We start from the raw sequence: 12,050 nt of genomic DNA, 5'->3' as shown, positions 1-12,050 counted from the left end.
TTGTATAAATACACAAAAGGGATAGCGTTTTTTAAGAGAGAAAATAGCATAGCTAAATTGGAATGCACTGAGTTCTTCCTACATATGGAAGGTTCCACCATTTATGAATCTCACCTTTGTTATTTGCTAAAAATAAAATCCCACTGTTTATGAAAGGGTCAACTAAATATCTATTCGTAATGTTTACCATTATAATTTACAAATCCTACCGGGTGATGTGTGAAGTGTATTACTGGATCCCCTGGGTTACCAATTCCTACCTTTGCATGTGTTTTATCAACATACTCCCCTTGTAGTTCGATTTCTTCCCCTTCTTTTAAGTCTGGGATAGGATTTTTTAATCCTAATTTATCCCCATAGCGAATTGCACAAAAAGCTTCATCTTCTACTAGAGATTTTGGTGCACCTTTTATATCAATAACTTGAATATTATTAATTAAAAAATGCTGATGTGTTCCACCTTCTGAATTAGAATCGTCTTCTTCAACTAATTTTATTGTTGCTTTAACATGTACGATGGGAGCATGGAATGAAAGTGGATTTCGATGATGTTCCATAAAATGATCTGCTAACGTATTCCCGAAATGGGGATGGTGTTGTAAATGTTCGCTCATAGTTGTTCCCTCCATAGTCTATATAAATGTTTACGTCCTATATTGTTTACAGATACACAAAATTTATTATTATAAAAAAATAATTACATAAACTTTTTTACGTAGATACCGAAGCCATCATATTTTAAATAGAAATGCTACATTTCTCCAATGATACAAGCCAATGAATTGAGACATTTCTTCTCTCAAGGTTCCTTAATATCATGAAGTTTTTGAAAAAGACTGCCAGTTAAGCGATGCTTACCACCTGACCGTAATATTTCTGAAAGTTGCTCTATATTTTCTGATGAAAATGTAGGAATAGATATGTTTTTTAAACTCTTCATATAATCTGGCAGCAACATCCGTAAAGCCATGTCCATTCGAATTTCACCTGCACGCATCAATGTTTGAATTTCACTATCATGAAAACCATCCAAATCCGTACGAAGTCCTGCTAATAAATTTTCTATATTTTCTTCGTCTGAAGGAGGGGAATATAATTGATAGTCTGGTAAAGAAACATGGTCAGTATAAAAAGGGTTCCTATTTGAATCTAATAAAGTTTGAATAGGAGTACTAAGAATGAGCTGTAATCCTGGGTAAATATCTGGATCTAAATTACGTAACATTTTTCTTCTTAATACTACAATTTGGCTATTAGATGTATCTAGAATGCGTTTGTTTAATTCAAAATGAGTAGGTTTTTCATTTTCTTTCCACTCTCTTTCAGCCGCAGAGGCATCTAACACAAAGTATATCTCATCAGAATTTTTGGGAATAAATTTCATAGGTTCTTTTCTATGCTTTGCTAAAGGGGGAGATCTACGTTGATTATTTACTGATTCTGCCTCATCCGGTAATATCAATGGTTCAGTTCCGATATTATCGAATACTCCTCCATCGGAAAACCACAAGGTGTCATATTTTAACAATGGGTTCCCTTGCATTCGATTTTCCGGATCGCAAAAGATTCTATCTGCTACCGATAAAGAGATAGGGGCAAATAATAATGGAAAAGCGGCAGAAGTAGCCACAGCATAAGAAACGGAAATGTCATCTATATTGGTTGTTTGTCCAATATAAGTTCCGTACATATGATCATTTGAGAAATAAAACATCCTCATAGTATCTAAACAGGTTGTATTACAATACCAGGTGGTCGAAAGGTTTTGTAATTCTTTCATGTGAATCCCTTCGCAAAGATATTCATCAAGTAATGTTGGTAGTGCATCGCTACATTTCTCCCGAATAGATTTAAAAGACAAGATTTGTTTTGTAAAAGAATTTGTAATCAATTTTGTACGAAGGTCGATTTGTCCTAATTTAACTAAGGGAGTAATAACACGCTCTTCAAAATCAATTACATTTCGAAACTCACCACCTTTATATAGGGCAAGCATAATAGCTGCAGCGGTGATACTACCTCCAGAAACAGAGCTGATACTCGTCACATACTGATCTAGTTTACATTCAACTAGCCGTTTATATCCCCCTAGCGCATAGAATGAAGCCCGAAACCCACCGCCAGAAAATGCTAATTTCAGATTTTTATTCAAAATTAATCCCCTTCTTTCATTACTCAAATCTGTACATCTGAAATAATCTCCAACTGTAGGAGCAAGTATGCAGTGAATTTATTTATAAAATGATGATATCATCGTAGATCTTTATTACTAAAAAAACGCAGTTCTTTTTAAGAACTGCATTAGAATTTTCCTCTTTATTAGGAAACAAAATATTCTTAAGATAATTGCCAAACCATAAGAGCTTAAGATAAAGGACTAAAGTTAATTGTTCATTTTTAGTTAAAAAGTCTACAATTTCTTTGGATTTAGATGTTAATCCTTCCCCTCTCCCTATATTAAGTATCTATTTCTTAACAAAATTCAAATTTGATTACATCTTTCCACAGTTGGATTGGGAATGGGAATGGAAATAATCTAATACAAACGTTGTATATCCTTCGTTTTAACAGTCAAACTATCATTAAGTGTGTAAAAAGAACCATTTTCAAATGTATCTCGGCTGAACCCCATATTTACATCTCTCTCTTCTAAAAACTAAAAATCCCCGAAAAGATGACGCTTTTTAATTAATTTCGCTCTAAACATTTTTCTATTTTTGAGAAAAATTATAATAACCTTTGATAGAATTGTTAATTTAAATTTAACTCAAAAAAAACAGCAATATAAAATCTGGTTGCTGTAGAAATCCCTAATTTTTTCAGTTCAGGAGTGGCAGCCAATACAATAGATCCATTTCGATTTACATCTCCAACAACAGCTAATTTCACTTTTAATGGATCTAGTCCTCGCATAACACAAGCACAACTAGCAAAAAATGAACAAAGGTCGATACAGAATATCATTCGATTCATGCATTTTGAGTAATCGAACATCATTTTACCTCCAAAAACAGAACACATGTTCTTATTATAAACCCATTGTTTTGTATTATAATCCTTTTATAAATAATTTTTAATACGAATATGGTACGTGAAATTATATGCAATTCTTCAAAATTCGACCACTGATCAATTTAGTATCTCTTAACTTATTAAACTCATTTTCATTGCTTCATAAATTAAGAAAAGCTTAAATCCATGTGTATCAATGGATTTAAGCTTTTTATTTTATAGGAATACCCTTTGCAACAAGTTGCCATTAGGATAGTGTATCAGCAACTTGTAGCTATTACTATGAATGCTAGATTCCTCAAAATTATTCCATATTTTTCGATTTTCTTTATATTATTCTATGCTTCGTTTTAAAACATAATTCCATATTTATGAACAAAGGTTTAGTTTTATGGAATATTGTACAAGCTATTAGTACGATATTCTCTATTAGGAGGGATTCCCTATGTTTGGGCTAGGAAAAAAAAGAACTCCATTTGGTGATTATTTAGATCGTAGAGGAATTAAACAACAATGGTTAGTACAACGAACTGGATTAAGTAAATCATTAATAAGTGATTTAGCAAATAAAAAAGATCGTGTTCCCACTTTAACATCCGCAACCAAAATTATTAAAACACTAAGAAAATTTGATAAGCGTGTTGATTATCATGACTTTTGGGACATAAATGTTTAATACAACTAAAATATATCGTCCATAACGAACGTTCTCATAAATACATTTTGTTTTACAGCATATTGCTCTAATTTAGATTGCCGATAGTCTGACAGTGTAAAAAAGATAATCACTGGAACAATAGCATTCTGTCTTTTATAGATATCTGTTATATGGCCATATAACTGTATTTTATGTTCATTTGCTTTCATATGTTGCATGCGATCTACCTCTACGAAATGAGGGACTTTATCATCAAAATAGGTTGCATCTGGGATAATTTGATATCGCTGACCCTTGATTGAAAATTCTATAGGTCTTTCTGTTTTCCATTCTGGAAATCCTAGCCACATCCAGGATTCGTTTCTCATTAATATATGCTGTAATTGACTATTTTTCTTTACTGTCCTTGTGATTCCTAATAAATCACGTCCTTTTTTATTTAAATAATATACATGTTCACGAGCTATTTTTGTGATGTGACAATATGGAGTCAGATCCTTTAATACACGATTTGCATTCCGAATACTTCCTAAACAGTGAATGGCTTGCAATTGTCTCCTGGTTGCAAAGTCTAATTTACTCAAAGTGGATAAAATCTCGATTTGCCTCGCTTTCTGTTTGAGCGTTTGATGCTTCATGTTGTTTCACCACCTTGTATTGCTTTAGTAAATCCCACATTTCTTTATCCTTCAGATAAGGTACCTGAATTTCTTCTGTACGATCTGTCTTAAACAATGCTCTTCCTGGAAGGGAAGGTAAATCCTCAAGCCCTGGTTCATCCAAAGCAACTTGCGAAGCGATTGCTGTAGGTAACCGAAACCCTAATTTTGCATCAGCATTTTGTTTAATTTGCCTTGGTAATGTATCCGAAGTAGGATATTGAGTGCAAAATATGAGCCGGAACCCTAAACCTCCTCCAACTCGTGCAATTTCAGATAACATCTCCTGACACATATATAATAAATCCCGTTGTTTTTTCGGAAGCCCTTGTGTCGGACAAAGATTTGCTCCTTCATCTACTATGATGAAACAGCGTTCTCTAATTGATGTGTCTATGATATTGGTCAAATAATAATTCTTCATTATCTCAATCTGTCTTAGCATATTTTTACGTACTTTAGCCAACATTTCTAACGCTTGTTGTGGGTTTTCAGCTACTTCTACTACTTGGGACAGATCCTTATAAGGACTAAATTCTAGACCTTCCTTTAGATCGATAATAAAAAAACTCACATGTTGAGGCTGTTGTAAAATTAAACTCGTCATCACATTTTTTAGAAATACTGTTTTTCCAAAACGCGTCATACCCGACACGCACATATGCGGTGTGCTCTCAAAGTCATGATAGATGTACTTATCTAACGATTTCCCCATCATAACACGCCATGTTTGCTCCTTTAACAAATCCTTAGACCAATTCCACCTTTCAGGTATTTTTTTCTTAAATACCCGAATATGAAGCTCCCTTTGATAAAACGATATTTTAACAGGTTTGTAGAGTCCTTCTTCCAATACTTCAGCTAACTTTTTGATTAGCTGACTTGGGACACCAAGTGGTAACTTGTAAACATAATTCTTACTTATGTCATCTTCCATTTCCTTTATGAAAATCGGATATTGTAATTCCCCTTTATGCTGAACACAGATCTTTGTAATTTCAAAAAAGGTTGCAATTTTTTTCTTATCACTCATTCCTTTACCTTGGCAAAAATAAGCTACTGTTATAAAGGTTGCTGGAATTAATAAAAGTGATAACATTTCCTCCATACCTCCTTAAGGTAGTTGAGCCTGTATGGATGCTTAGAAAAAACACTTAAGATGCGCTATTATAATTATTTTCGACTACCAGATAAAATACTAACGTAGAAACACATCTAGTATATCCATTAACACATACCAAACACTCCCAATCAATAAGCATTTGAGACCCGCACGTAGCAACCAATCTGGAAGGTAAAGACCTTTCTTTTCCAGCAATTTAATCCCTAAAATAGAGACTCCTGTCACACCATACACAACTCCTAACTCTCCAATGATTGTCATGTTAATCCCATCCTTTTGGTTTAATGGACAAATTCCCTTTACGATCCCTGTAGAGTTGGTAGTCATCTAATAACTCATTCCAAGACAAAGCATGTTCATCCCCATACAGATCCTCTTCGATGTCTTGACTTAAATAATAGTACGCCCGATATTGTCGATCCAGATACACTTCATGTCTTAACATGTGGTCTCGTATAGCACAAAGATTTCCCTCTTTTTTTGTTTCTTTGTACATTTGTCTAAGCATTTTTGAAGAATACAAATAAGGTGTACTATACAGCATTTGATATTGGCTCATATCCTCACCATCCACATAAAATTCTAGATGCATTTAATACATATGATAATGACTTCCTTTTTCGAATTTGTACCACAAAAAAGTACAAAAATAAGCCATTCCCATTTTAGAATGACGTTCGACAATAATCTTTATAAGACTTCATAGCTTTTTCCAATATTTCAGTTACAAAATTAGTTTTACCTAAGCTATAATTCGTTCGATCTTTTGCGTTTTTTGCCAAATCTTTTTTAACTGTTCATATTCAATAATAAACTGTTATTGCACTAATGGGTGCTTTAGTACAATAAGGCTCCTAGAAATGATCAAACTTTATTATAAAAATTATATACTTCATTTAGAGAATTAACTCCCTTTTGATCAATCTTTTTTCAAAATGGAGTTTTTTTGTTCGCTACTAATAATGGATTAACTGTTTCTTTTTTATCAATTTTAATTATAAAGCTACAATAGATCTGTTGATTGATAATTGAAACACAAACATAAGTAAAGAGCCTATTTTATTTTATATCCAAAATAAAATAGGCTCTCTCACATTTCTATAAATATATATTTGACGATTACATCTTTTCTAATATCATTTGTCTCTCATACCACTTTGACATTTTTTCAACTGCATTAGCTGATAAACGCTTGGTTTGTCTATTGCAAAATCTAGATAACGTAGGTGCCGATATTTTTATTTCTTTTGCAAGCTCTCGTATACTTATATTATCAACATTGTGTCGCTCTAGTATTTTTTCTCGAACAACTTCTTCATCAAAAATGTCAGGTTCTTTACTAACTGTGCTTTGTGGCATATCAATAATATCTTTAGTCTTTTCACTATATTCTATTGTTGTTTCATTATCATTCTCTATTTCTAATGTTTTTTTCTTTGGTAAATTGTACATAGACTTAATTAATTCTTCTGGCGGAAGAATAGTAATATTTAAATCGATCCAATAATCTTTGAACCAATTTTTCTTATTTAAACGTTCTTCATCTAATGTACTTGAATACTCCCACTTAGAGATCACATTCTCTCTCTCTAAATCAGTAAGAACATTCTCTAAGTGTTCTCGAATACGACTTGGTTTCCATGTAAGTGGAATTGCCATGACAGCTAATAATCCTTTATCGCCTCCAATGGAGTATGGGCGCTTTAAAGTAGAATATATTTGCCTAATTCTCCATTGCCATGTTAAATAACGAATTAAGCGTTTATGATATTTATGTCGATAACTATTATATTCAAGTGCCTTTTTAGATAATAAAGCTGTAGTATTATTTGAACCATATAAATAACTTGATAAAAAGCTTCCAGGTTTAATTCGGCAGGATTCAATACCCATATATTCATTTGTTGTATTATGTCTCCATAATACAACTGAATCTAAAACAAATAACCTTTTAATTACTTCCCTTTTTACTTTATATTCCTCATCATTTTCATTTTCATCATTTAAAACAACTACTTCGTTATCATCATTTAAATATATAAAAATGCTCGCTAAAGCAGCAATCCTCTTAGCAACCTTAATTTTATCTTCAGGTCTATAATATTCTCCCTTACTTACTTTCTTTTTAGGTACATTACACATATCCAACACTTGCTCATATGAAAATTCGATGAACTCGTCCGGTGACTGAGCTTGAGCTAGCCATTGTATAGTAATTGAATCTAATACATCCGCTGTAAGATCATCCATATTACTCATTACATCATTAACTAAAGTGTTCCACCGGGACGCTTCATCATCTTTAATCAGCTTCAAATCCTCATCCCTATGAGAAGAAAGCTGAGCTATCGCATTACTTTCTTTCGTTTCAATCGGATAAGATTTAACACCTATATTTGAATCCTCTTCAAAATGATTCTTGGAGATCCCGTCACGTAATTTAAAGTAAACCGCAGAATTATTGACCTCAAAATAATCTTTATCATCTGTTTCATCTTTGTTTTCTTCTACCTGAATTACTGTTTCATCACTTAATTTTGGCTTGTTATCATTTTTAAACTCTTCTGTTAAAAGATGTTCAATTTCTGAATGGATTTCGTTCTTATACTGGTTCAACTTAATAGCAATTTGTAGTGAGGTTATTCCACTTTCATTCTTTTTACTAAGCCACGATACTAATGCTGAAAAAGATGGTGAAACATATTGTGATGTTACAACCTTACTACTATCTTTTTCTACGTCTGCGCTAAAAGAAGTCCATTTCTCCCAAATAGCTTTGTTATTTCCATATAAAGGTTCAGATATTAACAAAGCATCAGTAAACAATTGTGCTAATTTCTCCACGCTGTCACTCCTTTCTTTCGTACATTCCTTTCAAACAAACCAATATTTAGCGACTTATATATAAATCATTATTATTTTCCGATTCTGTTATGTTCAAAAAAATAATGAAACACTTTTGTCTTGTTTGTACAAGTGAAATAACATTTATTATACATTACCAACCAATATACCATCAATTAATCTAACGAATTAATAACTGAAACACTTTTGGACATATTGTTAACCTTTTTTATAAATATGAAACACACTTTTTCCCTTATCACTTCTCTACCATACTCTTATATATGCTTTTACATGCATAACACGTATATAATGAGCTAGATTCATTCATATCTATTTGAAACAAACAATTGAAACATCTTTGTCATATCCTTGACCTAAAATTCAAAAGATGAAACATTAGTTAATTTTTCTTATTTTGATTATATATTTTCAATTTTTTTTTAACATCCCGTAAACTCATATATATCAAGCGTTTTACCTTCTATGTACAAAGCGGATCCTAGATCACCCTGAAACATTTTTGCCATATCCTTGACCTTATCAAATATAAGAAACACTTATAAACCCTTATGTATCAAGGTTTTATAGGTGTTTCTTTCTTTTTCCCCTACATATAATACATGAAACACTTTTGCCATATCCTTGACCTTTTAAATTTTAAAACATGAAACGTTTTTTGCCATATCGTTTACCTAATATCTTTTTCAATTCTCTTACAACCCTTCATACCACTACATTCAATGGATATCCCCATAATAAATGACTCATATATGAACATGAAACACTTTTGCCATATCCTCGACGTAAAAACATGAAACATCTTCATTTACCCCTTATATATCAACGTTTTTCTACTGTTTCACTAATAATTTGACACATCTAAAACATGAAACGTTTTTTGCCATATCCTTGACACAAAAAAAAATGAAGAAAATCCTGTATCCCTTGTCACAACTGGTTTTATGTCGTGTTTCATATTCTCAAAATTCCCCTTAAAGGAGCACCTTTCAGCAATTTTCGATTTGTTATAATCAAAATTGGTATATTTTATAGTATCCTGGCATATATTTCTGAGTTTACAGGTAGGAGGTGAAAAAGATGGGAAAATCATTTATTATTCATAACCAACGTGGTCTAAATGGACAATCTACAAATGCAGTATTAGTAACACTGAAGTCTTGGCAAAAACTTGTTGAAACTTTCGAGGAGAAATACTACAGCTATAAAGATACATACCTTGAAGATCTACTGGATCAAATGACATATGAAGAACGTGTTGCAGATGTAGATGGCTTTGTAGAACAGGCGAAACCATCTTTTTCACGTCGTACCCTGTCTGCTGTTTCTGAAACTATGGGAAGGAAACATAAATTATATGGTATTACAAACGCAGATTTAGAAGTCTTCTTATACCTACACAAAAAATGTTACACAAATGGGGTTATTCCAAATGTAACAGTACATATGATGTGGGAAGATTACAAGCAATATAAAGAAGAGTTTGCTTACATACAGCATTCTCAATTCTACATTGCATTAAAAAAACTAAGTCTACATAACATTGTCACGATTGAAAAGGAATTAGATGGCCGCTATACCATTAAGCTAACTCATTTTATGAATGAAGAAACTGAAAAGGCAAACCCTTATGTTTATATTAGCCCAGTGGTATTTACAAAGGCTTTCTTTGGGCTGTCAGTTGCAGCTAAGAAATTATTCTTGGACATTGCTATGCAACAGCACAGAGAAACTACACTAAAACGTTCCTTGGACAAACAGGATGAAAGAGGAAATAAAACTCATTTTGGTGGAATGTACCGCTTTTTACATAAGAAATACCCGCATCAAATCCGTGCCGTTATGACAGAATTAACAACTGCACTACCATGTACAGGAACTCCCCTATTCAAAATTTGTAAATTACAAAAAGGGGTTAATAATAAAAAAAGATATACGACTTTATATCTCTCCTTACATACGGATTTCTTATGTACAAAAGAAGCAGGAGAAGTACCGTATCGTGATCCATTCACGCCAAAGGTTACTTATGCTCGTAAAGCTCGTTTTATTGAATCTGTGCTACAAGATATGAATATTGGTGAATTTACAAAAGACATGAATAAATTTATTCATGTACTTAAATATACATGCCACCGACAAATTCGTAGTGTAATTTATAGCTTGCGTGACATGATAGATCGTAATGAGGAATATCCAAGTAAGTTAGTATATACACTGAAGAAACTATTAAACCAAACGTCACAATATCAAATTCTTGATACGGCGGCTAAGGAAGGTATTTATCCTCTTATTACACAACATGTACCTAAAGAGCAAAAAGAACAAGCTGTATTTGATTTCGGATTACATTTCTCTATGTACTCACTTCGAAACATCAAAAAGTTGTTCCGTAAAACGTATGAATTACTAAAATACAAATTTGCTGTACCTGTTACAGAGGAATCGTATCACCGCAACTATCTAAAGTATCAAGAAGAAACGTTGTTTAGAAAGTACGCCTATGAACAAGGTACAAATCTAAATGCTTATATGGCTTTAGAAATTGAAATACGTGAGCTTTTAAAAGCAAGAGGACATAAAGAGCGCTTTATTCCTAGTGATGTTCGCGAATTGTTCATTGAAAAGATAGATAGATTACCTAAAGAAACGCTTCGTGTTATTGAAGTACCAGATGACTTCAATTTGATTACATTTATGCGTGCCTTTGAAAAGTTAATACGCACTGGTATTCAAGTAACAACAGCTGAACAAGTACTTGAAGTAATAGAAACCAATTAAAAATACTTCGCTCTCTATTTTTGAAAAAATTAAAAGTAGAGGGCTATTCGTGTTTGTTCCGTTATTTGAAAGCCTTGCACTGATTCCTAATAACAATCAACTTTCGTCGATTCTATTAATAATAGAGTCTTTTTTTATGCAATCCTATACAACAACTGCACTGTAGCTGACTAAATTTCCACACATACTTTCATATAAACACGTTATGAGCTGCCTTAATGCATTCAAATACCTACAAATAATCGCAAGAAAAAATTAAAGTTTTGTGTATAAGTAGATAAATATAGTCGAATGTGAATAACCTAATACAATAATCACTGATATAAAGGTATTCTAGTAACTTATCTATCAAAAATCATCAATATTTGTGTGAGTACTGTGATAAATTCGGATTATGTTAATTATTTAGCACCTAATGTGAACAGTTTGTGGGTAAATAAAATAAAATTGTGGACATGCAGTGGATTAATACAGAATTAAGCGAGTGAATAAATATGTTTAACAATGTATTTATTTGTTTCATTTTTTATGTAGAAATATATGTTTTTGTTTATGATTATTTGTAGTTTCTATATCAATATTATGCCTACTTTTCCGTTGTTAAATACTGCTATTTTTGATTTTTTACGCTATAGCATCTTCAGAATCCTTGTGACAGTAAGAGAACCCCCCTATTTACTTGTCCTATAAAAGTTTTATCTTTATATTTTAAATATATATAAGATATATATTTATATTAGATTTTATTACAGAATTAGTTTGTTACTTGGGATAAGTTATACCTTATATAAATATATGCATAACTTAAAAAATATTAGAATTAATGACTTAACAGGGAAATATTATATTTAAATAGTACAATAAATAGATGTAATGTCTATTTGTTAACTAGTCATATAGAATAACGATTCTTTCATAATTAGAACCCTAAAATGAGAAGTTTAGGGTTCTT

General features: G+C 32.0%; 9 protein-coding genes and 1 pseudogene. 2 read left to right on the top strand and 8 right to left on the bottom strand.

Going from position 1 to position 12,050, the window contains the following annotated elements:
- Window positions 1-170 precede the first annotated feature (170 nt).
- From BPMYX0001_RS27280 to BPMYX0001_RS27270, 3 genes and pseudogenes are all read right to left on the bottom strand, one after another.
- Complete coding sequence (locus BPMYX0001_RS27280) at window positions 171-614, bottom strand: hypothetical protein (RefSeq protein ID WP_018767625.1); 444 nt, start codon at window positions 612-614, stop codon at window positions 171-173.
- A 185-nt stretch (window positions 615-799) separates the two neighbouring features.
- Window positions 800-2,152, bottom strand: a complete 1,353-nt coding sequence (locus tag BPMYX0001_RS27275; RefSeq protein WP_033799473.1) for a patatin-like phospholipase family protein — start codon at window positions 2,150-2,152, stop codon at window positions 800-802.
- 632 nt (window positions 2,153-2,784) lie between these two features.
- Window positions 2,785-2,994, bottom strand: a pseudogene (locus BPMYX0001_RS27270) (Y-family DNA polymerase); the annotation flags it as partial.
- Between the two features lie 463 nt (window positions 2,995-3,457).
- Here BPMYX0001_RS27270 and BPMYX0001_RS27265 point away from each other — a divergent pair.
- The gene (locus BPMYX0001_RS27265) at window positions 3,458-3,688 is read left to right on the top strand and encodes a helix-turn-helix domain-containing protein (RefSeq protein WP_003209566.1); all 231 of its coding nucleotides are present in this window, start codon (window positions 3,458-3,460) and stop codon (window positions 3,686-3,688) included.
- 5 nt (window positions 3,689-3,693) lie between these two features.
- On the opposite strand, the gene BPMYX0001_RS27260 is transcribed toward BPMYX0001_RS27265, so the two are convergent.
- The 5 genes from BPMYX0001_RS27260 to BPMYX0001_RS27240 form a co-directional block, all read right to left on the bottom strand.
- Entirely contained in the window at window positions 3,694-4,308 is a 615-nt protein-coding gene (locus tag BPMYX0001_RS27260) for a replication-relaxation family protein (RefSeq protein WP_033799471.1), read from the bottom strand.
- Window positions 4,247-5,428 (bottom strand): FtsK/SpoIIIE domain-containing protein, encoded by a 1,182-nt coding sequence (locus BPMYX0001_RS27255; RefSeq protein ID WP_033799470.1) that lies wholly within the window; start codon window positions 5,426-5,428, stop codon window positions 4,247-4,249. Before BPMYX0001_RS27255 ends, BPMYX0001_RS27260 begins: the two co-directional genes overlap by 62 nt.
- Before the next feature lie 99 nt (window positions 5,429-5,527).
- On the bottom strand, window positions 5,528-5,713 hold the full coding sequence (locus BPMYX0001_RS27250; protein WP_006097401.1) for a hypothetical protein: 186 nt from the start codon (window positions 5,711-5,713) through the stop codon (window positions 5,528-5,530).
- Window position 5,714: 1 nt separating this feature from the next.
- Window positions 5,715-6,011 (bottom strand): hypothetical protein, encoded by a 297-nt coding sequence (locus tag BPMYX0001_RS27245; protein WP_029427758.1) that lies wholly within the window; start codon window positions 6,009-6,011, stop codon window positions 5,715-5,717.
- A gap of 560 nt (window positions 6,012-6,571) precedes the next feature.
- Complete coding sequence (locus BPMYX0001_RS27240; protein WP_006097400.1) at window positions 6,572-8,296, bottom strand: helix-turn-helix domain-containing protein; 1,725 nt, start codon at window positions 8,294-8,296, stop codon at window positions 6,572-6,574.
- Window positions 8,297-9,397: 1,101 nt separating this feature from the next.
- Between BPMYX0001_RS27240 and BPMYX0001_RS27235 the strand changes: the two genes are divergently transcribed.
- Window positions 9,398-11,098 (top strand): hypothetical protein, encoded by a 1,701-nt coding sequence (locus tag BPMYX0001_RS27235; protein WP_006097399.1) that lies wholly within the window; start codon window positions 9,398-9,400, stop codon window positions 11,096-11,098.
- Window positions 11,099-12,050: the final 952 nt, after the last annotated feature.

It is taken from the genome of Bacillus pseudomycoides DSM 12442 (assembly GCF_000161455.1).
GTDB classification, from domain to species: domain Bacteria; phylum Bacillota; class Bacilli; order Bacillales; family Bacillaceae_G; genus Bacillus_A; species Bacillus_A pseudomycoides.
Note: the sequence above shows the minus strand (reverse complement) of the source record. Positions and strands in the feature narration are given on the sequence as shown.